This window comes from Streptomyces sp. NPDC005302, from assembly GCF_040607345.1.
Lineage (GTDB): Bacteria > Actinomycetota > Actinomycetes > Streptomycetales > Streptomycetaceae > Streptomyces.
Genome location: NZ_JBEXGN010000038.1, coordinates 14,954 through 40,322, shown reverse-complemented (window position 1 = coordinate 40,322; position 25,369 = coordinate 14,954). Strand labels below are relative to the sequence as shown.

The 25,369-nt window shown below is 67.3% G+C and carries 19 protein-coding genes and 2 pseudogenes; 7 read left to right on the top strand and 14 right to left on the bottom strand.

Going from position 1 to position 25,369, the window contains the following annotated elements; all coding sequences use genetic code 11:
• Positions 1 to 86 precede the first annotated feature (86 nt).
• Both ABZT74_RS33570 and ABZT74_RS33565 read right to left on the bottom strand, forming a co-directional pair.
• A pseudogene (locus tag ABZT74_RS33570) lies at positions 87 to 269 on the bottom strand (DUF1048 domain-containing protein); the annotation flags it as partial.
• Positions 266 to 592, bottom strand: a complete 327-nt coding sequence (locus ABZT74_RS33565; protein ID WP_356441133.1) for a PadR family transcriptional regulator — start codon at positions 590 to 592, stop codon at positions 266 to 268. The pseudogene ABZT74_RS33570 and the gene ABZT74_RS33565, both read right to left, overlap by 4 nt.
• Positions 593 to 1,595: 1,003 nt before the next feature.
• On the opposite strand from ABZT74_RS33565, the pseudogene ABZT74_RS33560 reads away from it, so the two are divergent.
• The 4 genes and pseudogenes from ABZT74_RS33560 to ABZT74_RS33545 form a co-directional block, all read left to right on the top strand.
• A pseudogene (locus ABZT74_RS33560) lies at positions 1,596 to 1,796 on the top strand (cytoplasmic protein); the annotation flags it as partial.
• 215 nt (positions 1,797 to 2,011) lie between these two features.
• Positions 2,012 to 2,974 carry an alpha/beta hydrolase gene (locus ABZT74_RS33555; protein WP_356441130.1) on the top strand — a complete coding sequence of 321 codons (963 nt, stop codon included), beginning with the start codon at positions 2,012 to 2,014 and terminating at the stop codon, positions 2,972 to 2,974.
• Positions 2,975 to 2,996: 22 nt separating this feature from the next.
• Positions 2,997 to 3,716 (top strand): alpha/beta hydrolase, encoded by a 720-nt coding sequence (locus tag ABZT74_RS33550; RefSeq protein ID WP_356441127.1) that lies wholly within the window; start codon positions 2,997 to 2,999, stop codon positions 3,714 to 3,716.
• Between the two features lie 161 nt (positions 3,717 to 3,877).
• A complete protein-coding gene (locus ABZT74_RS33545) occupies positions 3,878 to 4,858 on the top strand; it encodes a helix-turn-helix domain-containing protein (RefSeq protein WP_356441125.1) in 981 nt (326 codons plus the stop codon).
• A gap of 39 nt (positions 4,859 to 4,897) precedes the next feature.
• On the opposite strand, the gene ABZT74_RS33540 is transcribed toward ABZT74_RS33545, so the two are convergent.
• From ABZT74_RS33540 to ABZT74_RS33485, 12 genes are all read right to left on the bottom strand, one after another.
• Complete coding sequence (locus ABZT74_RS33540) at positions 4,898 to 7,240, bottom strand: helix-turn-helix domain-containing protein (protein ID WP_356441123.1); 2,343 nt, start codon at positions 7,238 to 7,240, stop codon at positions 4,898 to 4,900.
• A gap of 701 nt (positions 7,241 to 7,941) precedes the next feature.
• Positions 7,942 to 8,331, bottom strand: coding sequence for a hypothetical protein (locus ABZT74_RS33535; protein WP_356441120.1), 390 nt, complete (start codon positions 8,329 to 8,331; stop codon positions 7,942 to 7,944).
• 14 nt (positions 8,332 to 8,345) lie between these two features.
• The gene (locus ABZT74_RS33530) at positions 8,346 to 8,810 is read right to left on the bottom strand and encodes a DUF2199 domain-containing protein (RefSeq protein WP_356441141.1); all 465 of its coding nucleotides are present in this window, start codon (positions 8,808 to 8,810) and stop codon (positions 8,346 to 8,348) included.
• Positions 8,811 to 9,389: 579 nt separating this feature from the next.
• Positions 9,390 to 11,207 carry a TIM barrel protein gene (locus ABZT74_RS33525; protein WP_356441117.1) on the bottom strand — a complete coding sequence of 606 codons (1,818 nt, stop codon included), beginning with the start codon at positions 11,205 to 11,207 and terminating at the stop codon, positions 9,390 to 9,392.
• 17 nt (positions 11,208 to 11,224) lie between these two features.
• On the bottom strand, positions 11,225 to 12,088 hold the full coding sequence (locus ABZT74_RS33520; RefSeq protein ID WP_356441139.1) for a shikimate dehydrogenase: 864 nt from the start codon (positions 12,086 to 12,088) through the stop codon (positions 11,225 to 11,227).
• A 221-nt stretch (positions 12,089 to 12,309) separates the two neighbouring features.
• Positions 12,310 to 14,016: an FAD-binding protein gene (locus ABZT74_RS33515; RefSeq protein ID WP_356441114.1), complete on the bottom strand. Its 1,707-nt coding sequence runs from the start codon at positions 14,014 to 14,016 to the stop codon at positions 12,310 to 12,312.
• Between the two features lie 191 nt (positions 14,017 to 14,207).
• Positions 14,208 to 14,960, bottom strand: a complete 753-nt coding sequence (locus tag ABZT74_RS33510; protein ID WP_356441111.1) for an ABC transporter ATP-binding protein — start codon at positions 14,958 to 14,960, stop codon at positions 14,208 to 14,210.
• Positions 14,957 to 16,798 carry a branched-chain amino acid ABC transporter ATP-binding protein/permease gene (locus ABZT74_RS33505; RefSeq protein ID WP_356441106.1) on the bottom strand — a complete coding sequence of 614 codons (1,842 nt, stop codon included), beginning with the start codon at positions 16,796 to 16,798 and terminating at the stop codon, positions 14,957 to 14,959. The genes ABZT74_RS33510 and ABZT74_RS33505 overlap by 4 nt, the downstream gene beginning before the upstream one ends.
• Positions 16,795 to 17,664, bottom strand: coding sequence for a branched-chain amino acid ABC transporter permease (locus tag ABZT74_RS33500; RefSeq protein ID WP_356441103.1), 870 nt, complete (start codon positions 17,662 to 17,664; stop codon positions 16,795 to 16,797). Before ABZT74_RS33500 ends, ABZT74_RS33505 begins: the two co-directional genes overlap by 4 nt.
• 66 nt (positions 17,665 to 17,730) lie before the next feature.
• Positions 17,731 to 18,885 carry an ABC transporter substrate-binding protein gene (locus tag ABZT74_RS33495; protein ID WP_356441100.1) on the bottom strand — a complete coding sequence of 385 codons (1,155 nt, stop codon included), beginning with the start codon at positions 18,883 to 18,885 and terminating at the stop codon, positions 17,731 to 17,733.
• 5 nt (positions 18,886 to 18,890) lie between these two features.
• Positions 18,891 to 20,639 (bottom strand): thiamine pyrophosphate-binding protein, encoded by a 1,749-nt coding sequence (locus ABZT74_RS33490; RefSeq protein ID WP_356441097.1) that lies wholly within the window; start codon positions 20,637 to 20,639, stop codon positions 18,891 to 18,893.
• Positions 20,636 to 22,138 carry an aldehyde dehydrogenase family protein gene (locus ABZT74_RS33485; protein WP_356441095.1) on the bottom strand — a complete coding sequence of 501 codons (1,503 nt, stop codon included), beginning with the start codon at positions 22,136 to 22,138 and terminating at the stop codon, positions 20,636 to 20,638. Before ABZT74_RS33485 ends, ABZT74_RS33490 begins: the two co-directional genes overlap by 4 nt.
• A 209-nt stretch (positions 22,139 to 22,347) precedes the next feature.
• On the opposite strand from ABZT74_RS33485, the gene ABZT74_RS33480 reads away from it, so the two are divergent.
• From ABZT74_RS33480 to ABZT74_RS33470, 3 genes are read left to right on the top strand one after another with little or no spacing between them, the layout of a single operon-like run.
• Positions 22,348 to 23,118, top strand: a complete 771-nt coding sequence (locus ABZT74_RS33480; RefSeq protein ID WP_356441091.1) for an IclR family transcriptional regulator — start codon at positions 22,348 to 22,350, stop codon at positions 23,116 to 23,118.
• Between the two features lie 54 nt (positions 23,119 to 23,172).
• The gene (locus ABZT74_RS33475; RefSeq protein WP_356441088.1) at positions 23,173 to 24,378 is read left to right on the top strand and encodes a CoA transferase; all 1,206 of its coding nucleotides are present in this window, start codon (positions 23,173 to 23,175) and stop codon (positions 24,376 to 24,378) included.
• On the top strand, positions 24,375 to 25,217 hold the full coding sequence (locus ABZT74_RS33470) for a citryl-CoA lyase (RefSeq protein ID WP_356441085.1): 843 nt from the start codon (positions 24,375 to 24,377) through the stop codon (positions 25,215 to 25,217). Before ABZT74_RS33475 ends, ABZT74_RS33470 begins: the two co-directional genes overlap by 4 nt.
• Positions 25,218 to 25,369 lie beyond the last annotated feature (152 nt).

Here is a 25,369-nt window from a genome sequence, read left to right as displayed (position 1 = left end):
CGGACGAACTCCCACTCCTCATCGGACAGTTCATGGCGACGTATCACCCAACCATGATCCACCAATCAAGATCTTTTGAAGACACGACCTAGGGCAGAGTCGAGGATCGGCATCAGGTTGCGACCGGTGAAGTCCCCGTAGGGGAAAAGGTGGGCGATGATCTGCCCCCACGCCGCCCGGTAGTCGTCCGGCAGGTCATCGCCCCGGGCCTCGAACGCCTTCCATTCCCTGGTGAGATCGCTGCCTGTGACCTTCTCCCAGAAGTTCATCTCCCGCCCTCCTTGAGCCTGTCGATGCGTGATGAGAGGTACTGCCACTTCGCCCAGAACTTCGCGAGTTGCTCGCGTCCGGCGTCGTTGAGCGTGTAGAACTTGCGCGGCGGACCGACCCCGGATGGCCGTTTCGTCACCTGGACGAGCCCGTGCCCCTCCAGCCGCAGCAAGATGGTGTACACCGTCCCCTCGATAACGTCGGTGAAGCCGAGCTCATTCAGATGACGGGTGATGGCGTACCCGTAGGTTTCCTCGCTGCCGATGATTTCGAGCACGCACCCTTCGAGCGTGCCCTTCAACATCTCCGTCAGGTCGTCCATTGCGGGTGCTCCTCAGCCTGGGCAGTACTACGTGCTACCGAGTACTGCTACACGGTATCACCGAGTAGCGGAGGGTGGCAGTACGGGTTGAGGAGTGGGGCGTTGCGGAGCCGGTCCGATGAGTGGCCGCCATTGTGGAGCCCCGTCCCTCGCCACGTTCTCCGAACCACACAACGAACCTGCCTCAACGGAGCCGGTCCACGCGGCCCGACTTGCAGCGAGAGTCCCGCAGCTCGACTTGGTTCAGAGAAGGGAAAAGGCAAGAGTTCGCCACACGAGCGAGGCCCCCGTGGGGGCCGTGACCGGCCGGGTGCACGCACTGTCCACCCTCTTGCTGGCACGCCCAGGACGAGGGCGGCCGTCTTCACTTCGTCGGGCGCACTACTGTCCTTGGTCGCGCGACTGCTGCCGGCGTCGGGCGGCTGCTCCGTTTGCAGGCCGGAGGGCATCCGTGGACAGGGCGCCGGTTCTCGGCGGGCTGGGGAAGCACGGAGGCGCTCGACGTGCAGCCGGTCGAGCCCAGCGTGGTGGTCGAGGTGAGCGTCGACATGCCGCACGCGCTCGCCGCCGTCGAGGGAGGTGTCGTCGGTGAGCCGGGCGAAGAGCTGGGCCGCGGATGCCCGGTACCCGTCCAGGCGCGCCAGCTCGTAGGCACAGGACAGGCGGTCGGAGCCCTGGAGGGTGCTGTCTTCGGCGAGGGTGATCAACCAGTCGACGCCCGTATCCCGGTACCGGTCCAGGCCCACCAGCTTCTGGGCAGCGGAAAAGCGGCCCCAGACGCGGAGGCTGGTGTATTCCATGGGCCGGGCGTAGAGCTGGGCTGCGGAATCCTGGTGACCCGTACGTCCACCAGCTCACGGCTAGCGGACATGCGGTCCCAGTTGTCGAGGGTGGTGTCTTCGGCGAGGGCGATCAACCGGTCGACGCCCGCATCCCGATACCCGTCCAGGTCCGCCAGCCCGCGGGCAGAGAACAGGCAGGCAGGGGACATACGCTCGGACATCGACCCGGCACCGCCGTACGGGTCCAACAGCGGCTCGCCGACGCAGGCGAGCCGCCGCCCTGGCTGGGAGACCCCGCCTTCCATCGGAGTCACCAGTCCGCTCTGCTCCGCAAGGCGCCCGAGGTCTACGCCTCGTCCTTCCCGGACGTTCCCGACGACTTGCCCTATGTCTGGCCGACGTCCGACCGGGCCGCTACGTAGAACCGAGGGCGGACCTCCGCGCTCCGCTCAGGGCGGACTCGGGCGCCCGCACACGTCCGTGCACCGTGGGGCAAGTGCCGCTGCAGGCGTGGGCAAATGGGGGCCGCCGGGCGGATTTAGCGTGACGGGTAACGGCGTGGGCCGCCCCTGGCGCAGACCTTCGCCGTCGTCACGCCGGACGGACCGGCGTACGAGCGAGACTCCAGGAGATTCTCATGGCTGACGCCATCAAGCCGGTGCTGGAACCAGCGGCCGCCGCCTTCGCCGAGGCGACCGCCAATCCGCCGTATCTCTTCGACCTGGCTCCCGCCGAGGGCCGCAAGGCGGTCGACGAGGTGCAGGCGGGCGACATCCCGAAGCCTGCCGTCGACGAGGAATGGATCACCGTCTCGGGCGGTCCGACGGGAAGCGTCCGCGCTCGCCTCGTCAGGCCCGCCGGCGCGACGGACACCCTTCCCGTGATCCTCTACATCCACGGCGCCGGGTGGGTCTTCGGCAACGCCCACACCCACGACCGCCTCGTGCGCGAACTGGCCGTCGGCGCCCGGGCCGCCGTGGTCTTCCCCGAGTACGACCTCTCGCCCGAGGCCCGCTACCCCGTCGCCATCGAGCAGAACTACACCGTCGCCCGCTGGATCGTCGAACAGGGCGCGGCCAAGGGCCTGGACGCCTCTCGGATCGCGGTGGCCGGTGACTCCGTGGGCGGCAACATGAGCGCCGCGCTGACCCTGATGGCGAAGGAACGGGGTGACGTCCCGCTCGTGGCACAGGTGCTCTTCTACCCGGTCACGGACGCGAATTTCGAGACGGGCTCCTACCACCAGTTCGCTACGGGTTACTTCCTGCGCCGCGACGGTATGCAGTGGTTCTGGGACCAGTACACGAGCGACGAGAGCCAGCGCGCCGAGATCACGGCGTCCCCGCTGCGCGCCACCGTCGACCAGCTCACCGGGCTGCCCCCGGCCCTCGTCATCACGGGCGAGGCCGACGTCCTGCGTGACGAGGGTGAGGCGTACGCCAACAAGCTCCGCGAGGCCGGCGTCCCCGTCACGGCTGTCCGCTACCAGGGCATCATCCACGACTTCGTCATGCTCAACGCCCTGCGCGACACCCACGCCGCCGAAGCCGCGATCACTCAGGCCATCGCCACCCTGCGCTCGGCACTGAAGACCGTCTGAGACCCACAGGGAGAAAAAGGACATGACCACCTCCACACCCACCGTCGTCCTCGTCCACGGCGCGTTCGCGGACGCCGCCAGTTGGTCCGGAGTCATCACCGAGCTACAGAACCACGGCATCCCCGTGGTCGCACCGCCGAACCCACTGCGCGGCCTTGCCACGGACGCCGCGTACGTGGCGTCCGTGGCAGCCCAGATCGACGGCCCCGTCGTCCTCGTCGGTCACTCCTACGGCGGCGCGGTCATCACCGTGGCCGGTGCGGCGGACAACGTCGTCGGGCTCGTCTACGTCGCCGCCTACGTCCTCGAAGAGGGCGAGAGCCTGGGCGAGCTCCAGGGCCGCTTCCCCGACTCGCCGCTCGCGAGCAGCCTGAAGCAGTCGACGTATCCCGTCGAGGGCGCGGGGGCCGCCGTCGAGGTGACCATCGAGACGCCGGCCTTCCCGAACGTCTTCGCGGCCGACGTGCCGGCCGAGATCACCAAGGTCCTGGCCGTCACCCAACGCCCCCTGGCTGCTGGGTCGTTCACGGAGACCGCCTCGACGGCCGCCTGGAGGACGAAGCCCGCCTGGGCGCTCGTCGCGGGAGCGGACCAGGCGATCAACCCGGAGGTCGAGCGCTTCGGCGCGAAGCGGGCCGGCGCGACCACCGTCGAGATCGAGGGTGCCTCGCACGCCGTGGCCGTGTCGCGACCCGAGGAAGTGGCCGGCTTGATCCGCGACGCTGTCAGCGCGACGAGCTGACCCGCGGCGGCGCGGTCCCGCGGACGCCACCTCCGGTGTCGTCCGCGGGACCGCGCCGCGAAACTTCCTGCGTCTCTTCCTGGTCTCCCCCACGTCAACGCTGTGTGATTGCGGTACAGGCTGCATTGCCGAGCGATCACGCTGCCCGTGGGAGGTTCCTGGTGTCCAACGTCCTGTCCACCGCACCGTTGTCCTCCTCGGAGCGGACGGCACGCTGGCACGAAGCGGTCAACCGCACCTTCGTACCTCTGGATGTCGAACTCCTCGAACGCGAGCCGTCGCCCGGATCGATCGTCAGCCATCGGCTCGGCCCTCTGCGGATCTCCACCGTCCAGGCAGGACCGCAGGTGGTGAGGCGCGACAAGCGTCTGATCTCGCGGGACAGCCGGGAGACGGTGATCCTCAGCCTTCAGAACTGTGGCACCGCGCTGAAGGAGCAGGACGGCCGGGAGTCCCGGATAGCGCCAGGCGGGTTCTCCCTGAGCGATTCGTCCCGGCCGTTCAGGAAGAAGCTCCCCGACGGCTTCACGTTCACGTCCTTCCAGTTCCCCCGCGATGAACTGCGTGTGCGGGACGAGGACTTGCGGGCCGTGACCGCGACCTCTTTCACCGGGGACACCGGCACGGCTGCGCTTCTCGCGACGTACCTGGCACAGACCGCCCGCGACGCGGCGGCCTTCGACCCGGGTGTCGGGGGGCGTGTCGCCGCCACGGCGCTCGACCTGCTGGTCCTGCTCATCGACGAGCGGTGCGGACGCTTCGTTCCCGACGCGACGCAGAATGCCAAGGCGTCACTTGTTCGCGTGAAGGAGCACGTCGCGCGGAACCTTTCCGACCCCGATCTCTCGCCGTCCAAGATCGCCCAGGCGAACTTCATGTCGGTTCGCTACGTGCACAAGCTGTTCCAGCTCGAAGGCACGACGGTGAGTGGATGGATTCGGACGCAACGGCTGGAGCGGTGTCGCCGAGACCTCCTGCGGCCGCGGGCCAGGGACCTGGGCGTGGCGGCGATCGCTCACAGCTGGGGCTTCGTGAGTGCCAGCCATTTCAGCCGCGCCTTCCGCACGGCGTACGGCATGGCGCCACGCGACTGGCTGGCCGCAGGCCTGGCAGGTGAGCAGCAACCCGCACAGAACCCCTGAGCGGCCTGATGTCGCCCGCGCGCCGTGAACGCGTCGCCGTCAGGAGTTCGGATCGGCGCCGACGGACAAGGACCCGGCCTCCGTCAGGGCCTCGATGCGGGAGTGCGCTTCTTCCACCAGCACGGGCGGGACACGGCCTTCCAGCACCAGCACGTGCCGCAACTCAGCCGTGGCAGAGGCGAGTTCCCCGAGGTGGGTGAAGGCGCGGGCCAGGTAGAGGCGGACCTTGCCCTCCTGCCTGTCCCATCCGAGAGCCTCGAACTGCCCGCCGATCGGGCGGAGAACGTCGACGACGTCCTGCCAGTCTTCCTGGGCGAGATAGGCGAACGAGACGTGGTACGCGGCGATCAGAGCAGTGACGTCGCGGACGTTCGACGGGATGCGGTCAAGATTCCGGGCGTCGGCGAGGACCGCCATGACCTCTCCGTAGGTCTCGATGGCTTCGGCGGTCCGGTCGGCCGAAGCCAAACTGTCGATGGCCACGTTGCAGGCCTGGAGGTATCCGTTGATCTCGTCGGCCTGGGAGAACAGCTCCATGGCCCGGCGTGCGCTGTCCGCGGCGCGGGACGGATCACCGACGCGGCTCAGAAGCGATCCGAGGTAGGTGTGGGCCCACGCCTCCTGGATGACGTCTCCCGCTGCGCCGGCAAGAACGAGGGCGAGCCGGGCGGCGGCGACCGCGTCGTCGTGGCGGCGTTCGCAGGCCCAGTAGGCCCACGAGAGGTAGTTGCGGTGGGTGGCTTCGAGGACGGGATCTCCGAGAGAGGCGGACGCCTCGGCCGCACGCTCGTAGATGTCGACCCAGAGCCCCGACGAGACCCAGTTGTCGGAGAACCAGTGCATGGCCTCGGCGACCTCGACCACCCTGGCGTGTTCGCCGTCCGCCGCGGCCGCGTGGAAGGCGGCCGACCAGTTGTCGCTCTCCGCCTTGATCCACTGGAACGCCTGCCGACGGCTGTCCAGGGCGACCGGACGCAGCGGATCCGGCGCGGGCGCACCATAACCCGGCTCGTACCAACGGCCGGCGAGGACGGCCGTATCGAGCAGCCAGGCCTTCAGCCGTGCCGCGTCGGCGGCCGACTCCTCGGGGCTGTCCTCCAGTTGGTGCCGTGACCTCGCGTACAGCCGCAGCAGATCATGGAGGCGGTACCGGTCCTCATGGCGCGTGGCGAGCAGTCCAGCCTCCAGCAGCTCCTCCAGTACGTCCTCGGCCTCAGGAATCGCCGTGCCGGCGAGCACGGCGGCCAGCGGCACGCTGAAATCGCCTCCGGGTACGAGCGAGAGCAGCCGGAACATCCGTGCGGCCCCCGGCGCGAGACGTGAGTACGACAGGGAGAACGCCGAGTTCACCCGGAGGTCGCCGGCGCTGAGCAGGTCCAGTCTGCGGTTCTCGTCGTTGAGACGGGTCGCCAGACGTTGGAGGCTCCAGTTCGAGCGTGTGGCCGCCCAGTTGGCAGCAACGCGCAGCGCGAGAGGAAGGTGACCGCACAGCTCTGTCACCGAGCGCGCGGCTTCCGGTTCCGCATCCACGCGGCCGGCGCCCACCACCGCTCGCAGCAGAGAGGCGGACTCCGGCTCGCTCAAGGCACCCAGCTCGACACGCTGGACTCCTTCCAGGCCCGCCAGGGTGCGGCGGCTGGTCACCACCATCAGCAGCCGGCCCGTACGCGGCAGGAGAGGACGCACCTGGGACTCGCTGCCGGCGTTGTCCAGGATCACGAGGGCGCGGAGATCCCCGGCCAACGCGTGGTAGCGCGCCAGACGCTCTTCGCTGTTCAACTGCGCCACGTCGAGGTCACCGACTCCCCAGCCTCTGAGCAGACGCACCACCGCGTCGTCCACCGAGAGCGGGTGGGCGTCCAAGCCGCGCATGTCCACGAGGAACGCCCCGTCCGTGAAGGACGTTCCGCACTCTTCGGCCAGCCGGATCGCCAGCGTGGTCTTCCCGCTTCCGGGGCAGCCGCACACCACGGCCACCGCAGGTGCGACCGCGTACCGACCCCGGTCCGGCGCGTCGGAGTCTTCGAGGTGCCGATGCGCGACGGCACGCAGCAGGTTCAGCTCGGCGCGCCTGCCGACGAAGTCACGGACACCCCTGGGCAATTGGTGTGGGGGGACGACGGAATCGGAGGAGCTCGCGGCCGGACGCGAGGCCCGGGCGATCGACAGCAAGTCGGCGTGGTTCGACTCGTCCAGTCCCAAACCCTGGGCAAGGGCGGCGATCGTCCCGCGTCGAGGACGAAGACTCCGTCCCCGTTCCATGTCACCGATGGCGCGCCCCGAGACACCGGACGCCTCGGCCAGCTCCTCCAGCGTCAGGCCACGCTTCTGACGCAGCTCCCGCAGCCGACGGCCGAATGACGTCCCGCTACTGCTTTCCACCGCACCTCACCGTCGGCACTACCCACACATATTGCTCGTTTCATCATACTCTGCGAGGTGTCCCGGCCATTCCTTCAATTCTCAGGTAGTCGCAGGTCATCGTCGGGCCCGGCGTCGGACAAGTCCCGGGCCAGCGTCTCACCGGCCCCGCCCGCCTTCCGCGCTCTCGCCGCCGCAGGAATCCGGGCCCTGTTTGAAAGCTCCGACTCAGGAGGTCGTACTGGGCGAGGACCTCGGGGCGTGGGTCAGCGGGCAGCGAGCGGGGTGGGAGCAGCTAATGAGGGCGAGCCGCAGATTGCTTGGCCATCCGATCTCCCACGCTGGGTCCCCGATGTAGGAGAGGCCCGTCTCCCCGGCAGCACGGCGTTCGGCATTCTCCACCGCCTCACCGGCTCCACCGTCTCGCCGACAGCCGGCGCCTCAACACCGATCGATTCCAGCAGAATCACTGCGCGGGACTCGGATGGGCGGTGGCCGCCCTGGGCGCCATCGCCCTCCTGGCAACCGTCGTCGCGGTGCGCCTGTGGCCTCGTCAGACGGAGGTGGTGATCGAGCACAAGCACGAGGGCCTCGCGCCGATCACCCTCACCTGGCCGACGTCGTCGCGGCCGGCAGGAGATGGCGGCACATTCACCAGATGGTGGCCGAACCACCGCATGCCCTTCTGTGACCCGATACCTACGGAAGCAACTATCGCCTGGTCACCACCCTGCCGGATCCCCGGGGTTATCCGGCTCGGCAGCTGGCCGCTCTCTAAACTCGCCTTCAGGTCCGATCATGAATCCGTAGGCCATGGACACCCGACCGCTCCCGGCCGGAAACGACCAGCCCTCTGTCGCCGAGCCCTCGGGATGGTCGGCGCCCAGGATGCGCGGACCGCCCTCGTAGAACGGAGCCGGCGGCAGGGCAAGGCCGCCCCAGCGGTCCTGAAATTCCATGGCCCGGTCGATCTCCACTGCGGGAATCCCGAGCCTGACCCAGGCTTCGCGGTAGCGCCGGATGCCCTGCACCGGGACACGGATGCCGTCCACCTCGACGAACTTCTGGGCTCTGCGACTCAAGCCGGAAGGCGCGACCGGGATCGACGACATCGATGTTCCGGCCCTCACCGCTCCTCGCTGCTGCCGGAGTGGATCACGGCCTCCGCGATCTCTCGCACGCGGTCCATGGTGATCCCTGCGCGCTGTTCGACGGCGAGGGCATGGTCGGTGGGCTCCAGTTCGACGTAGGGGCGCTCGCCAACCGGGCGGGTGTGGACGTGGGTCTTGAGATTCAGCGTCGTGGGCGAATAGACCGGCAGATCAGTGGTCAGCCAGCCGAAGTACGGCCTCCCGGCCTCGCGGCCTCGCGTGTCCCACAGGTCCGCTGAGCGGGAGAAGTTCTCGCGGCTGAGGGACACCCAGACACCCCAGGAGAACATCGCGTCGCTACCGACGATTGGTATCTCGATCATGCCCTTCACGAAGTAGTGCTGCGCATGAACCACGCACTGGTCCGAGGAAAGCTGGCAGTCGTTGGCGTCGGCGAACGTCGGATCCCACACAGCCGGGGCCTCAGCCGAGTAGGTCATCGGCAGCTCAGAGTGGTGGGCACCGCCGCACGAGCAGGTGAACCCGAGATCACTGGTCATGGCACCGGAGCCTAGTGACGGGTTCCGACACTGCCTCGGGCAGGAGCCCCTCCCACCCGCTGCCCTACAGGACGCTCAGTCGCAGTGGCTCAAACGTCAAGCGCAGTCCTCACTCACCTTGCGATGTTCGATTTACGTTCGATACATTGATCTCAGAGATGCATCGACAGCCATCGAAGCACTGAGAGACGGACGGTCATGCTGCTGCAAACGGGGTGCGTCTCGCGGTCCATGGTGACGAACTCGTCCGCAGCAGGAAAACGAGACACTCTGAGGCAACTGGAGAATCCGGGTTCTCCAGGCTGAGATGTGTCTCATGAGGCAGTCGTACGCAACCCCGTGGAACAGTTCCGAGAGCGCCGGGACTGAATTCGTCTGGGCCCTGAGGCGAAGGCAATTCTATTCCTTTCACTAGCGACATCGCGAACCAGTTGTGATCCGCCAGTTCGGCCGAAGCCCCTCCCTTTACGGGAACATCCAACCCAATTGCGGCCGGTTGCTGTGGGCGATCGGGCGCCTCTACTGCTCGAGCGGCAGGTCCGCGGACGATGGGGCGTGTTGGGCGGCCAACCTTGCTGGGGCGTTGATCATGCCGAAGCCCTGGTAGCCGTCGATGCGCTGTACAAGTTCGAAAAAGACACGGCCGATCGTGAGGGTGTAGAGGTGCAGGAACTCGCCCTGCTCGTCTCGGTCGTACATAAGGCCGAGCTCGCGCAGTTCCCGGTGGTGTTCGTCGCCGAGGTCAAAGCGGGCCTGCAGGTCGTCGTAATAGTTGTCGGGGATCGGGAGCGTGACCCTTTCTGGTAGGTCAAGGAGGCGGCGGGCGGTGGCGCGGATGTCCTCGTCGACGAGAGCGATGTGTTGTCCTGGTAGGCCGCGAGTACCGACCTTGGCCATGTTCAAGACCAGCCGGAGGGTGCCCGCGGTGTTGGTCATCGCCCGGCTGCGCAAGAGCCCGTAAGGGTCGGCGACCTCGACGCTTTCGTGAGGCTTCAGACCGAGTACGGCCCGGTAGAAGAGCGCGGCCTCGTCGAACTGGTCCCAGGGATGCGCGAGCACGACGTGGTCGATGGCCTGCACGGAACCTGTGCTGTCGTCGGGTGGGGCAGCAGGGGAGAAGTCCTGCCGCCACAGTGGGTTCGTCGCATCGCAGAAAAATAGTTCGGTGCCGTCCGGTGCCGCCACGGCGTTCAGCAATGCCTCATCGGGAGCTCGATGCCGTGGAAGCACCGGTGCAAGCAGAGAGTTGGCGCGCGCGGTGGAGGCCTTTGGGTCCGGCGAGTCCAGCCCGAGGGCCACCAGCGACGTCTCACCGCGAGCCGCCTTCGGGAGCACTCGATTGAGGAGGATCCTAGCTCCGGACTGTTCCCAGAGTTCCACCGGCTTGGTGGCGTGCTCTCCAGTGCGGGCAAATCCCAGAACTCCGAGCAGACTACCAAGGCGCGTGGGTTCGGATGTCCCGATTTCAGCGAATGCAAATTGGCTGGGCTGCATTGGCGGTGGGATAGAAGCGCCGCCGGGGAGGGTCTCTGAGACAGACTCCTCTAGCGCAATCAGCGATCGCATCGCGTCGACAGCGGTTCGCCCGGTGTCGGCCTGTCGGAAGTTGTCGTTGAAGATCTCAAGTGACCGGGGACCCGCATAGCCGGTACGCAGGACGTGTGCGAGCAGCCTCGTCAGGTCGAAGCCTCCTTGACCTGGGAAGCAGCGATAGTGGCGGCTCCACTGGAGCACATCCATGGCGAGGAGCGGTGCGTCGGCCAGTTGCAGGAAGAAGATCTTCTCGCCTGGAATGGCTTCGATACCGCCCGGATCTGAGCCGCGCGAGAGTATGTGAAAGCTGTCCAGGCAGTTCCCCAGGTTCGGATGCTCAGCCGCCCTGACGATCCGCCAGGCGTGCAGATAGGTGTTGACGTGCCGACCCCATGCCAGCGCCTCGTAGGCGATTTTGATGCCGTGGTCTGCCGCGCGCTCTGCAAGTAGCCGCAGTTGCTCAGCGGCGAGATCGTCATCGGTGACTGCGTCGGGGGACGCATTTGAGCAGACCAACAAAGTGTCGGCGCCGACGCGTTCCATCAGTCGAAACTTGTGCTCGGCTCTGCGCAGGTTGGCCCGCAGCCGCTCGGGGGACGTCGAATCGAAGTCCCGGAAGGGCTGGTAGAGGTCGATGGACAAGCCCAGATCGGCGGCTCGCCCGCGGACCTGCTCGGGAGCGAGCGGACATCCGAGCAGATCGTTCTCGAAGATCTCCACGCCGTCGAACCCGGCCCGTGAGACGGCCTCCAGCTTCTCGGTGAGGGAACCACTGAGGGAGACGGTGGCGATGGACGTGCGCATATCGGGCTCCTGTCTGATTACGCGGAGACGAGGGCAGCCATGTGAGCCAGCATCCGGTCGGGATCGGGCTCGCATCCGGTGAACAGCCTGAAGGCCTGTGCGGCCTGATGGACGGCCATTCCACCGCCGTCCAGGGTGCGGCAACCGAGGGCTCGAGCCTGGATCAGCAGTTCCGTGTCGAGTGGCCGGTAGACCACATCGGCGACCCAAAGTCCTGGATGCAGCAGTTCCGTGGGGAGCGGCAGCCCTGGGTGGTGGGCCATCCCCGTCGGGGTGGCATGAACGAGTCCGTCGGCAGTCATGAGCAGGGGGCCAAGCTCGTCTTGGGACGCCGTGGAGACTCGGTCCGCCCCGAAACGTGCCACGAGTTCTACGGCCAGCGCTGAAGCTCGGTCCGCATCGACATCGATCACGGTGAGCTGGGCGGCTCCGAGCGTGAGCATCGCGTGCGCCACGGCAGCGCCGGCGCCCCCGGCGCCGAGCTGCACGACCCTACGAGTGGGGGCGTCTTTCAGCCCCTGAGCGAAGGACTTGGCGAACCCGGTCCAGTCTGTGTTGTGCCCGCATGACCTGCCGTCTGGTCCGAACACCACGGTGTTCACCGCGCCCAGCACTCTTGCGTCTTCGGACAGGTCGTCAAGGTAAGGGATGACCGTCTGCTTGCCAGGGTGCGTGATGTTGAGCCCATCGAAGCCGAGTCGTCGTGCCGTGTGAACAAGCTCGCCCACGTCGCTGGCGTCCAAGCCGAGATCGTCGAGGTCGAGGGTGCGGTAGAGCAACCGGAGGACATGGTGGTCGGCCTCGCGCTCGTGGAGGGCCGGACTGAGTGAGGGGCCAATGCCGGATCCGATGAGACCGATCAGGTATGAGGACGGTGCCAGGGGCATGCTGTGCTCTCTTCCAGGAGGGGGAGATGCGAGTGAAGGCCTCGGGTACCACAGGTCTCGGCGCACAGATCACGTACTGCTCGCGGTCGGCGGCCGGTAAGCCTGCTCGCTGAAGGCGAGTGCGGGCACCCACGATGCGGTCCTCCAACGCGTCTGTGGCGGACGGATTGTCGGCGTCACCCCCTCGTCATATCGGGCTGTCTGATCAGCAGTAGTCAGCCGGGGTGTGGAAGCGCGCGGGCCGCGTGAAGGGCGGCCAGGTAGCCGAAGGTGAGGGCGGCACCAACCTGGCAACCAGCTCCTGGGTATTCCGATGCGGTGGGCGAGTTCGCGTCGTTGCCACAGGCGTATAGGCCGTCAATGGGCCTGCCACTGTGGTCAAGTACCTGGGCTTCGGGGCTGGTCCTGAGGCCGAGCGTTGTGGCTAGTGGCGTAGGGACGACGGCGATGGCGTAGAAGGGTGCGTGCTCGATGGGGCCGAGGTTCACGTTGGGTGCGTGGATTGGATCGCCGAACTGCTGTCCGTAGGGGTGAGAGCCTTTTCCGAATTCCTCGTCAAGACCAGTGCGGGCGAAGCGGTTGGTGTCCACGATTGTGCGTGTGAGACGGCTGGGGTCGACTCCGATGGTCGTTGCGAGGTCGTGTACGGATGGTGCGGTGCGCAGGTACCCGGTTTGAATGTGGCGCTTGAGCAGCGGCAGCGGAGTGTGGGGCCGGATCATGCCAAGGCCGTATGCGGACAGGGCTCGCGCATCGGTCACCAGCCAGGCTGGGATTGTGGGAACGGACGCATGTTCTGCGAACATGGCCCGAACAAAGCGGTGATACGACACCGACTCGTCCACAAACCGGCGTCCTGCGGCGTTGACCGCAACGATTCCGGGCTTGGCCCGGTCCCAGATGTGAGGGAAGACGGCCGTAGATCCGTCCCGTCGGCGGCCGATGGAACTCGGGAACCACAGGGCGTTGTCGTCCTTGGACTCTGTCGTCGCCCCTCCCACCAGACGAGCAAGCGCCAGAGAGTCGCCGGTGGCTCCCTCAGCCGCAGGGGTGAACTGCGCGGTGGGCGCGGGCAGGTAGCGGGTCCTCAGTTCTGAGCTGGCGGAGAACCCGCCGGCGGCAAGGATGACACCAGCTCTGGCGCCGATCCGCACGGCGCGCCCCTGCTGCGTGACGACCGCGCCCGTCACTCGGCCTGCGTCAGCGATCAGTTCGGTGGCCCGTGCCCCAAACCACACGTCACCTTTGCGCTGCAGAAGCTGGTGAAAGAGGCTCGCGGTGAGCGCGTTGCCCATGGCGAGGCGAGTGCCGCGAGGGTGGCGGATCATGTCCATTGCCCAGCGCATACCGAGGCGAAGTGCGATGGCCGTGCCGCGCGCCGAGCCGTGGAAGACGGAAAGGAGATCGTTGACTTCCGAGCGGCGGACCATGAGGGTTCCGCCGAAGAGAGCGAATTCCGGTATGGGACGACGGACCCGACCGAAGTGACCTTTGCCGAGCTTGCGACCATCGAAGGTGTGGGGTTCCAGGGCCCGGCCGACGCCGCAACCCGGTATTTCGGGGTGGTAGTCGACCGCTGCTGCGGAGTGCCAGAACCCGACACCGACGCGCTCCAGGTAGTCGATCGCCGCGGGTGCGTGGACGAGGTAGCTCTCCCGCAGTTCCTTGGGGGCGCGGTCACCAACGAGGTTGTCCAGATAGTTCTGGGCCGCCGCGGTGTCGGCGGCAGGATCGTTTTGGTGGCGGTGTCCGGGAGCCCAGACTGTGCCGGCCGAGTAGGCGGTGGTGCCGCCGAGCCATTCGCTCTTTTCCATCACGAGGACGGCCAGGCCCTCTTGCGCTCCGACGACGGCAGCGCCGAGGCCACCCGCACCGGAACCGATGACAAGGAGGTCGACCTGGCGGTCCCAGGGTTCGGTCATGGGGCGATCCCTAACGAGGTGCCGTGGGGCTGGGTGTTCCGGGCCGGGCCTGTGCCGTCTCGAGGTAGCGGACTCGCAGGCCCTTTTGGCGGATCAGGCGGTCGCATGGGCCGCGTCCGGCGTGACGCGGCCCAGTGGTTGACCGGTGCAGCCCGGAGTGGTCGTGTGCGAGGGCGGCAGTTCGGGCTGACTCACAGCCCCAGGTAGATCTGCCGTACTCGCTCGTCGTGTGCGAGTTCCTCCGAGGTGCCGGACATGGCCACCGAGCCGTTCTCCATCACCAGGCAGTGGCTGGTGACTCCGAAGGTCAGCTTGGCGTTCTGTTCGACCAACAGGAGGCCCAGCCCTTCGCCGCGCAGTCGTACGAGGATCTCCAGTACGTTTTCGATCAGCTTTGGTGATAGCCCCATCGATGGTTCGTCCAGCAGGAGCAGCCTCGGCTTGGACATGAGCGCCCGTCCGATGGCCAGCATTTGCTGCTGCCCTCCCGACAGGTCGCCGGCTGCCCTGCTGCGGAAATCCCGCAGGACGGGGAACAGGTCGAAGACGTGCGCGAGGATGTCGCGTGTTTCCCCCTTCCACGGCCGGTGGTAGGCGCCGAGCATCAGGTTCTTCTCGACGGAAAGCCCCGGGAAGACGTGGCGGCCCTCGGGAACGTAGCCGACGCCGTGCCGGACCATGTCGCGAGCTCGTACCTTGCTGAGGTCGGTGTCACCGAGTGTGATCCGCCCGCTGGTACGCGGGACAAGCCCCATCAGGGCCTTGAGCGTGGAGGTCTTGCCTGCGCCGTTGGAGCCGATGATCCCCATGGACTCGCCCGGGGCGACGCTCAGCGCCACTGACCTGACCGCACACACTCCGCCGTAGTGAACGGTCAGGTCTGTGACGGCGAGGCTGTCAGTGTCAGCGTCGGATGCGGCGGGTTCGGCAGCGGTGGTCGTCATCGTGAAACCTCCGGTGCGACGTCAATGTGTATTTCGGCTGCCGTCGCCGAGTCGCCGAGGTAGGCCTCGATGACCTCGGGGGTCGCGGCCACTTCGGCGGGTGTCCCGTCGGCGATGACGTTGCCTGCGGCGAGTACGGTGATCCGTTCACACAGGGACATGACCAGTCCCATGTTGTGCTCGATGAGGACAACGGTGACGCCTTGATCGCGGATCGAGCGAACGATGGCCGAAAGCTGACCGACCTCCTCACCATTGAGGCCGGCTGCCGGCTCGTCCAGGAGGAGCAAGCTGGGACGTCCCGCCATGGCCCGCGCAATCTCGATCCGCCGCTGGATGCCGTAGGGAAGCGACTGCGGGTGGGCGTCCGCGAAGGCAGTGAGTCCGTACTCCTTCAGAATCTGGTCGGCCTGGGCCTGCAGGTGGTGTTCGTTGGAGATGACGCCGACGGGCCACACGGCGTACTGCCAGACCTTGCTGGTGCGGGACCGGTCGAGCACGACGAGGACGTTCTCGCGGACGGTCATCTGGGAGAAGAGGCGCAAGTTCTGGAAGGTGCGCGCCATTCCAGCCAAGGACAGCTGATACGGACGTGCCCGGCCTATATCGCGGCCGACGCCGGTGACGGTGCCTCCGGACGGCCGGTACAGTCCGCTGATCACATTGAACAGGGTGGTTTTGCCGGACCCGTTGGGTCCCACGATGCCGCGGATCTCACCGCGGTCCACGGTCAGCGTCACGTCGCTGAGCGCGGTCAGCGCACCGAAGCGCTTGGTGACGTGGCTGATGACCAGCGCCGGTCCACTGTCGTCCTGACCATCGAACGCATGGCCCTCAGGGACGGGAGCCGGCGCATAGGGCCCGAGTTCCGGAGCGTGTACGTCGTCGCCATTCCTGCGGCGGCGGCTGATGGCGTCCCTGACGCGCTCGGGGACCCCCGCTATCCCCGTGGGGGCGAACACCACCATGAGGACGACGACGATGCCGTAGCCGAGTTGGGCGTAGACGGCGAAGTCGACGAGGGCTTCGCGGATCAGTACGAGGCCGACCGCGCCGACCACGCAGCCGATGAGGCTGCGCCGGCCGCCGATGATGACCATGGCCAGCAGCAGGAACATGTTGCTGAGGCTGAAGGTCTCGGGTGCCACGTACCGGATGAGGCCGGCATAGAGGATGCCGGCCACTCCCCCATAAGCACTGGCGAGAAGGAAGGCGGTCATGCGCAGCAGGGGAATTTCCGCGCCCATGGCGCCGGCGGCGAGGGAGTCATCCCGCATCGCGCGCAGCCGGCGTCCCAGCCGGGTGCGCACCACGAAGCTGCCGAAGGCGAGTGCCAGGGCGAAGACCACGATCTCGAGGTAGTAGTACATGTACTCGTCGGCAAGGTCGATCCCGAAGAGCGGTGGCACGGGGATGCCCGAGATGCCGTCCGCACCCCCGGTGATCTCCGCGTTGGTGATCCAGTTGACGAATCCCAGCGCGAGTCCGAGCGTGACGATGCCGAGGTAGTGGGATTGCATGCGCAGGGCCGGCAGGCCCACGAGCAGGCCTACGAGCATCGTCGTTGCGATGCCGACGATCGCGGCTGTCCAGAAACCGTATCCGGAGTGGGTGGTGAGGATGGCGGTGATGTAGGCCCCGACGCCGAAGAACGCGACCTGGGCGAGGTTGATCTGGCCCGCGACGCCCATGACGAGACCCATGCCGACGGCGAGGAGGGCGAAGATGATGGCGATGTCCACCACGTGGATGGAGTAGCTGTTGAGGCCGTAGGGAAGGGCGTAGGCCGCTACGCAGGCCAGCAGGATGAGCCCAGGCTTTGATCTGAGGATGCTCACGCTCGGCTCACCGTCCTCTCGCCGAAGATGCCGGTCGGGCGGATCATGATGGCTGCGGTGAAGACGAGGAAGGTGACCAGGACGCTGTAGCCCTGGAAGTGGTCTCCTGCGTAGGAGTCCAGGACTCCGATGGCCAGGCCTCCCACCACTGCGCCCGGAATGCTGCCGAATCCGCCGAGCATGGCTGCGGCGAAGCCCTTGACCCCTAGGGCCCCGCCCAGGGTGGCGTCTACGTACAGCATGGGTCCGGCGAGGCTTCCGGCCAGAGCTGCGATGCCGGCGCCTATCGCGAACGCGAGGGCGTTGCTGCGGCCGACGTGGATGCCTACGGCGGTTGCGGCCTCGTGGTCCATGGCTACCGCTTGCATCGCGGCTCCTGGCTTGGTGCGCTGGAGGAAGAGCGTGAGCAGGACCACGGAGGCTGCGGTGATGGCGATGACCATCAGGTCGTAGGTGCGGATACGGACACCCATGATCTCCAGGGGGCCGGACGTGATCGGTGAGGGCATGGCCCGTCCTGTGGTCCCCCAGATCAGCGTCGCGGCCGCCTGGAGGACGGTGCCGAAACCGATGGTGCCGATCAGCATGAGGTCGAAGTCCTTGTTCTCCAGCGGGCGCAGCACCCGCTCGATGACCAAACCGATGATGCCCGTGACGACGATCGAGATGAGGATGGCTGCGACGAACGGGACGTGCGAGGTGAGGTAGAACGTGGAACAGGCGTAAGCACCGATCATCGCAACGTCGGCATGTGCGAAGTTGACGAGGCCCATGGTGCGGTAGACGACGGAGAAGCCGACAGCGATCAGCGCGTAGATCGCGCCCAGGCTGAGCCCTCCGACGAGGGTTTGCATGGTGACTTGCATGGTGGCTCCCTGAAGCCGGTTGCGGAGCCCGGCTCTCGGCTCGACGGGCTGGCGGGCGAGGCGGCCCTACTGAGCTGCGGAGAGCTTGCCGTCCTTGATGACGCCGATGGTGGTCTTGAAGATGCCGACGCCGGTGTTGTCGTAGGCGAAGTCGCCGAGCAGGCCCTGGTACTTGGTGGCGCGGATCTCGTCGGCGAGCTTCTTGCCGGTGGCCACCTTGGTGTTCTTCAGAGCGGTGAGCACGATGTTGGTGCCGTCGTAGGCCTTGGCTCCGTGCAGTTCCGCCTCCTTGCCGTACTTGGCCTTGTACGCGGCGGCGAAGGAGCGGCTGGCGTCGCTGATCTCGTTGCTCAGGTACGGGGAGCTGACGATGGTGCCTTCGGCGTTCGTGGCGCCGGCGGTGTCGGTGAAGACAGGCGTGCCCTGCGGGGCGGCGCCGGCGAAGGGGGCCTTGATGCCGAGGTCGCGGGCCTGCTTGACGATGAGGCCGGCCTCGACCTCTTCGGATCCGAGGAAGATGGCGTCGGGCTTGGCCTGACGGATGCGCGAGAGGGAGGCGCTGAAGTCTTTCTGGTCGGTGGTGACGACCTGGTCGGCGACGGGGGTGATGCCGGCCTTCTTCAGTGCGGCGGTGAAGGCGTCGTGCTCGCCCTTGCCGTAGGAGCCGTTGTTGGAGATCAGTGCGATCTTCTTGTACTTCTTCGTGTTGACCAGATAGTCGGCCAGCGTGGAGTCGTAGGTGGTGCTGGTGGGCCCGTTGAGGAAGAGGAAGGGGCTCTTGACGTCGACAAGGGCCGTCGCCTGGCCGGAGGTGATGTTGGGGATCTGGGCCTGCTGGAGGATGGGGGCCATGGCGACGGTCACGGCGCTCTCGGCGGTGCCGATCATCGCTATGTAGTTCCCGCTGTCCAGTTTGCGCGCGATGTTGGTGCCGGTGGTCGGGTCTCCCTGGTCGTCGAAGACCGTCAGTTTGATCTTGCGGCCGTTGATGCCGCCCTTCTTGTTCCACTCGTCGACCGCGAGCTTGGCGCCCTTGGCCTCCCAGTCCCCCAGGGATGCGAGCTGACCGCTCTGGGCGTCCACTACGGCGAGCTTGATGGGTCCGCTGCTGCCGGCCTCGTCCGACGAGGAGTCGCCCGGGGCGCTGCACGCGGACGCGGCGAGAAGGGCGCTGAGAGCGACGGCAGGAACGGTGACGGTGTGACGGATTCTTGCGCGCATGGAAATCATCCTTCGTCCTGAAACTTGCCCTGGTAGATGTCGTTGATGTTCCAGTGACCGGGCGTGGGGACCGGCTCGTTGACCATGGGAATGTCGATGACTGCGGGCCGTCGACGCTCCACGGCGGTGGAGATCACCTTGGCCAGGTCCTCCGCGGACGCCACTTCGTAGCCGTCGGCGCCGCATGACCTTCCGTAGGCGGCGAAGTCGGGGCTGTAGGGCTGGCCGTCGGGGGCGGTGAAGTCACATCCGTACCCCCGGCCGTAGTTGGAGCGCTGCAGGTCGGAGATGGTGCCGTGGGCGCGGTTGTTCATCACGGCGAAGATGACCGGCAGTCCTTGTTCCACCGCCATCGGCACGGCAGGCAGCTGGGCGCTCATTCCGCCGTCGCCGATGAGGGCGACCACGGTGCGCTGCGGCTGGGCCATCTGCACGCCGACAGCCGCGGCCGGTCCGAAGCCCATGGTGGAAGCTCCGCCGGGCGTGATGAACCGGCCCTCGGGCGGCAGGTCGTAGGACTGTGCGACGCCGTTCTTGTTCCAGCCGACGTCGGTGACCAGGATCGCGTCGCCGGGCAGGCTTGCCCGCAGGTCGGCAAGAATGCGCTGAGGGCGCAGGGGGAAGTTGTTGCTTGCGCCGTTCTCGTCCGCGACTCGGAAGAGTTCGGCGCGGCTCGTGGCGATGGCCTCTCGCAGGCCGGGACGGCGCGTGGGTTGGGGCTGCAGGGCTCGCACGGCGGCGTCAATGGCGCGCACGGAGTGGCCGACGTCGGCGACGGCTCCGATCTCCACCGGGTAGTTGCGGCCGATCTCGGCCGGGTCGATGTCGATCTGGATGAGTTTGCTGGGCGGGAAGTTCCACGTGTAAGCGGCCTCCCAGGAACTAGCGTCGGTCTCCGCGAAGCGGGTGGCGAGTGCTAGGACGACATCGGCGTCCTTGGTGTGAGCGTGGGTGGAGTCGAGGCCCCAGAAGCCCGGCATGCCAAGGAGCAGGGGATGGCGGTCGGGGATGGCGCCCTTGCCCATGAGGGAGTGCGCAAGGGGGATGTCGAGGTGGTCGGCCAGTGCGAGCAGTGCCTGCTTGGCCTCGGGGGTGCGCAGCCCACCGCCGAAGTAGATGAGAGGCCGTTCGGCGTTGACCAGGGCCTGGGCGATGCGTTCGGCGGTCTCTTCCGTCAGTCCGGGCAGCGCACTGTCGGGTGTGGCGTGGGTTCCGGGGATGTAGGGCTCGACTTGGCGCGAGAAGAGGTCCATGGGCACGTTGACGAGTACGGCGCCGGGCCGGCCTGACGTTGCGGTCCAGAAGGCGCGCTCCAGGGTCCGCGGCAGGTCGGCGGTGCGCTGGACGGGCCAGGCGCGCTTGCAGAAGGGCCGGTAGATGGCGGTCTGGTCGGCGTCCGCGTGGAGGTTGACCTCCTGGTGCGGGTGGCGGCCGTAATAGTAGGAGGGGATGTCGCCGGAGATGACGATGAGCGGGACGGAGTCCATGGCGGCGGTGGCGACGCCAGTAACCGCGTTCATCATGCCGGGGCCGACGTGCGTGAGCAGGACGCCGGGCTTTCCCGAGGCACGGGCGTAGCCGTCGGCGGCGTGGGCCGCCGCTTGCTCGTGCCGGGCGATGACGAAGTGGATCGGACTGGGGCCAAGGGCGTCGAGCAGGGCGATGTTGGTGTGGCCGCAGGTGCCGAAGACGTACTCGACGCCGTACGACTCCAGCTGGGTGACGAGGGCTTCAGCCGCGGTTACGGTGGTCACTGGTTCTCTTTCGTGAGGTCATGGCGATCGCCCCAGATGGACAGGCCGCGGAGCATGAGGGTCTTGACGACCGTGTAGTCGTCGATGAGCCAGCGCGGCGATTCGCGCCCGAACCCGGAGTCCTTCACCCCGCCGAAGGGGACGTGGTCGAGACGGAAGTTCGACGTTCCGTTGACGATCAGGCCGCCCACTTCGAGGCGGCGCCAGGCGGTGAAGATGCGGTTGATGTCGTGGGTGTAGAGGCCGGCCTGCAGTCCGTAGCGGCTGGCGTTGCATTCCCCCAGGACGGTGTTGAAGTCGTCGTACGGCATGACGGCGACGAGGGCACCGAAGACCTCGTGGACGACGACCGAGGCGTGCGCGGGTGGGCCGGCGATGATGGTCGGGGCAGCTGTGGCGCCGTCCCGGGTGCCGCCGCGCAGGACGCTGGCTCCCAGCTCGCGGGCCTCGGCAGACCATCGGACCACGCGGTCGGCTGCGTCCTCATCGACCATGGATCCGATGTCTGTGGCGGGGTCCATCGGGTCGCCGACGACCAGCGTGTCGACGGCCGCGGCGAACGCGTCCAGGAAGTCGGGGTAGCGGCTGCGGTGGACGTAGACCCGCTGGACGGAGATGCAGCTCTGGCCGGAGTTGCTGTACCCGGTGCGTGCCGCTGTCTTGGCTGCAGCGTCGATGTCAGCGTCTTCGCAGATGATGGTGGCTGCGTTGCCGCCGAGTTCGAGGGCAAGCCGTTTGGCGCCGGCCGCGCGTGCGACGGCCGCCCCTGTGGCGGCGCTTCCGGTGAAGCTGATGACGTCGACCTCGGTGGCACCGCACAGGGCGGCACCGACCTCTCCCCCGCCGTGCAGCAACTGGACTGCCTGGTAGGGCATTCGGCTGTCGAGGAGCAGGGCCACGATGGCGGTGGAGATGGCGGGCGCCTGCGGCGGGGCCTTCACGAGGGTGGTGTTGCCCGCAGCGAAGGAGGCTCCGAGCTTGTGGGCCAGGAGGTTGGCGGGAGCGTTGAACGGTGTGATGGCCAGCGCGACGCCGGCCGGCGCCCGGTAGGTGAAGGCGCTGTTGCCGACTCCGGTGTTCCAGCCCGCTACGGGGAGCGTCTCTCCGTCGATACGGCGGGCTTCCGCGGCGCAGACCTCGAAGGTAGAGGCGACTCGCTCGATTTCTACGCGGCTGTCCTTGACCGGTTTCCCGAGCTCGAGGGCCAGCAGCTGGGCGAGTTGATCGCGGTTGGCCAGGGCAAGAGCGGAGGCGCGCTGAAGGATCTCGGCGCGCGCCGCGGGGGCGAGCGAGGCGACTTGGGGCGCGTAACGGCGGGCGTCGGCGACCGCCTGCTCGATTTCAGCAGGCGAGGCGGTGGGAGCGCGGCTGACGGTTCGCCGCAGGTAGGGGCCGGCGCGTTCTGCGGTTGGTCCTTCACCGGACCATGTCCCCGCGAGGAATGGTGGTGCGTCGACGACGTCGGCATCGGCGACGGATTTGAGGAGGACTTCCAGCATCACTTCTCCAGTTAAGCCATCTAGCGGTTTGCGTAGACCGCCTTGTGGACTGGCGTGTAACGTACGGGCGCCGGTTGGGCTTGGCAATAGTCAGCACGGAAGAAGTTGAACCCTGAGGTAGCGCACCAGTTGGGTGCCGCTCCCGACGACCTGACGCTGTCGCGGCGCACCCACGGCGGGCACCCGGCAACCCCCACGAAGGAGAAACCATGGATCTTGAACAGGGACCGAATGGTGTGCGCAGCGTCCGCCGCGCCCTGGACATCCTTTCGCTGCTGACTGAGGATCAGCCTGTCGTCTCACTGAAGCAGATGGTGGAGGCGACCGGTCTGGCGAAGACCACCGTGGTGCGCCTGGTGCAGACGCTTGAGGGCTACGGTCTGCTGTGGCTGACGGACGCAGGGTTCACCGCAGGCCCCGGGCTGTGGCGCTGGGCCCATCTCGCCCGTCAGGGCTGGGAATTGCCGGCGGAGACCGTCAAAGTGCTGCGGGATCTGGCCAATCGGCGGGGTGAGACCGCCAATGTCATGATCCGCCGCGACATTCACCGCGTGTGCGTCGCCCAGCAGGAGAGTCCCAAGCCGCTGCGCCACGTGGTGAGGGTGGGCGACGAGCTCCCCCTGTGGGCAGGCGCGTCGTCCAAGGTACTGCTGCGCGGTGCGAGCGATGCCCTGCTGACGCGGATCGCGCAGGCCTCGCCGTACGGGGCGCCGCACGCGGAACGTTTGCGGGAGCGGGTGGATGAGGCGGCTCGACAGGGCTACGCAGTGAGTCAGGGCGAGCGCGAGGTCGGCCTCACGGCCGTGGCGGTGCCGCTCAGTACCGGGTCGGGCGTGGTTGTCGCCGCGCTCTCCCTCAGCGGCCCCAGCGCTCGCATCACCCAGGACCTGGTCGAGGACTTCGCCGAGGACCTCATCCAGGTGGCCGCTCAGATCATGTCGCAAGGATTCGTCGATCACCCCCTGGGACCGAAGGGCTGACCGTCGTGTCGATGACGGTGCCCTCAGAAGGCACCGCGTGAGGAGTAACCACCCATGGATGTGCGACCGCTCGATGACGTAAGAGTGCTGGACCTGACGAATGTTCTAGCCGGGCCATACTGCAGCTACCACCTCATGCTGCTCGGGGCAGAGGTGATCAAGGTAGAACGCCCCGGTCAGGGCGATCTGGCACGCAACCTCGGCCCGGACGCCGACTTGAACCGGGCCGGCATCGGCGCCTCCTTTCTGGCTCAGAACGCCGGCAAAAAGTCCGTGGAGCTCGATCTCAAGGAGCCGGCAGATCGCGCCGTCTTCGAGGAGATGCTCGCTGGTGCGGACGTGCTTCTGGAGAACTTCCGGGCCGGCGTCCTGTCCCGGATGGGATACGACCAGGACGAGCTCGACCGGATCAACCCGCGCCTGATCTGCTGTTCGATCTCGGGCTTCGGGCAGACCGGGCCGATGAGCGACGCCCCGGCCTACGACCAGATCATCCAGGGGCTCTCCGGGATGATGAGTGTCACCGGCACTCTGGACACAGCTCCCCTGCGGGTTGGCTTCCCGGTCTGCGACACGACCGGCGGCCTCTCCGCCGCTCTGGCGATCAGTGCTGCCCTGCTGCACCGGGAGCGCACAGGGCAGGGCAGCAGACTGGACGTCTCCATGCTGGAGACGTCGCTGTCCGCTATGGGCTGGGCCGTGTCGAACTACATGATCAGCGGAGTTCCCCCGGAGCCGATGGGGGACCAGAACGCCACCGCCGCGCCGTCCGGCACGTTCCGCACCGCGGACGGACCTCTGAATATCGCGGCCAACCAACAGCGCCAGTTCGAGGTCTTGTGCGAGCTGGTGGGAGCCCCGGAACTGATCACGGATCCCCGTTTCGCTGAACGGGAGGGCCGCAAGGCCCGGCGTGAAGAGCTGAACGCAGTTCTCAACACCGCGCTCTCCCGGCGTCCGGCAGCCGAATGGGAACGGATGCTCACGGCCGCTGGTGTGCCTGCCGCACGGGTTCTCACCGTGCAGCAGGCCCTGGATCAGCCCCAGTTGAGGCACCGGGGGTTCATTGCCGAACTCAGCAGGCCCGACGGGTCGGGCACCGCTCTTCCTGTGCTCGGCAGCGGAGTGCTCTTCGACGGCGAGGCCTTCCTGCCGCGAACTCCGCCGCCCCTGCTGGGCGAACACAACCACGAACGGGACGAACTCGCTTCGCGCTGGTCTGCCAACACACCCGCCGCGAAGGAGACAACCCGCACATGAGTGCACCCACACCGGAACAGAACGAGGCCGCGCAGTGGTGGGCCACCGACGTCAGCCACATCGAACCCGGCTCCATCGAACTGCGTGGCCGGCCCGTCCAGAGCCTGATCGGCTCGGTTGGTCTCGTAGACATGATCTGGCTGCTGCTACGCGCTGACCTACCCTCCCCCAGACAGTCCGCCTTGCTGGAGGCAGCCCTTGTGGCGGGTGTGGACCACGGGCCGCAGGCGCCTTCCATCGCCGCCGCACGCATGGCTGCAACCTGCGGTATTGGCCTCAACAGCGCAATCGCCACCGGCGTCAACATGCTCGGCGACGTGCACGGCGGCGCGGGGCAGCAGTGCGTGCAGATGCTGGAGGAGATCCGGACTCTGCACTTGGAAACCGACGACTGGGACACGGCGGCCAGTGAGGTCATGGCGCTCTGGCAGGCCCGATCCCGCTACCTTCCCGGCTTCGGCCACCGCTTCCACCCGGCGGACCCGCGCCGCGATCCGCTGCTGCGGCTGACCGAAGAAGCCGTGACCGCCGGAGTCGTAGCGGGAGACCACCTCCAGGCAGCCCTTGCCGTCGAGCGTGCACTGCAGCAGCGCCGGGCCGGCGCCCGGCCTGTACCGATGAACATCGACGGTGCCACGGCCGTCATCTACGCCGAACTCGGCTTCCCCGCACCGCTGGCCAGAGGCCTGTTCGTGCTGAGCCGGTCGGTGGGGATCCTGGCTCACGCGTGGGAGGAGACGGGGCAGGGCCGACGGAATAAGGGCCCCATCCCCCGTTCCGTCCTTCCCGCCCGTCTGACATCCGCGGAACCGGTCTCCGTCGAGGAATCCGCGTCGTAGCCCTTGTCAGGCGTCCGCGGCGTCCTTAACGTATGGAACCGCCTCCTGGCGACCATCGTGCGGGTCTGGTAAACCGCACAGCGGACCAAGATCCGCTCTCCCACTCTCTCTTCCCCTCGCCCCCACCGGACCATCAGGTGGATCCGGAGCTG